Source organism: Haloarchaeobius lipolyticus (genome assembly GCF_051208015.1).
Classification (GTDB): domain Archaea; phylum Halobacteriota; class Halobacteria; order Halobacteriales; family Natrialbaceae; genus Haloarchaeobius.
This window is the reverse complement of record NZ_JBPKGF010000009.1, coordinates 1-624: the sequence shown is the minus strand read 5'-3', so window position 1 is coordinate 624 and position 624 is coordinate 1. Positions and strand designations below refer to the sequence as shown.

Here is a 624-nt window from a genome sequence, read left to right as displayed (position 1 = left end):
GCGATTACTACCGAATCCAGCTTCATGTGGGCGAGTTTCAGCCCACAATCCGAACTACGATCGAGTTTCGGAGATTAGCGCCCTCTCTCGAGGTGGCATCCCACTGTCTCGACCATTGTAGCCCGCGTGTAGCCCAGCTCATTCGGGGCATACTGACCTACCGTTGCCCGTTCCTTCCTCCAGTTTGGCACTGGCGGTCTCCCTAATGTACCCATCGAGCTAACGCTCATGCTGGCAATTAAGGATGCGGGTCTCGCTCGTTGCCTGACTTAACAGGACGCCTCACGGTACGAGCTGACGGCGGCCATGCACCTCCTCTCAGTGGCTCAAGTAAGCTCATCACACTGACTGTCACAGCACACTGTCGGAGCTGGTGAGATGTCCGGCGTTGAGTCCAATTAAACCGCAGGCTCCTCCGGTTGTAGTGCTCCCCCGCCAATTCCTTTAAGTTTCATCCTTGCGGACGTACTTCCCAGGCGGCCAGTTTATCGTCTTCACTACGGCACAGCACGAGCTCGTAGCCCGCGCCAAACCTAACTGGCATCGTTTACAGCTGGGACTACCCGGGTATCTAATCCGGTTCGTGACCCCAGCTTTCGTCCCTCACCGTCGGATCCGATCTCT

The 624-nt window shown here is 56.7% G+C and carries 1 rRNA gene; it reads right to left on the bottom strand.

Going from position 1 to position 624, the window contains the following annotated elements:
- Positions 1 to 624 (bottom strand): 16S ribosomal RNA (locus ACSC1Y_RS16130); the annotation flags it as partial.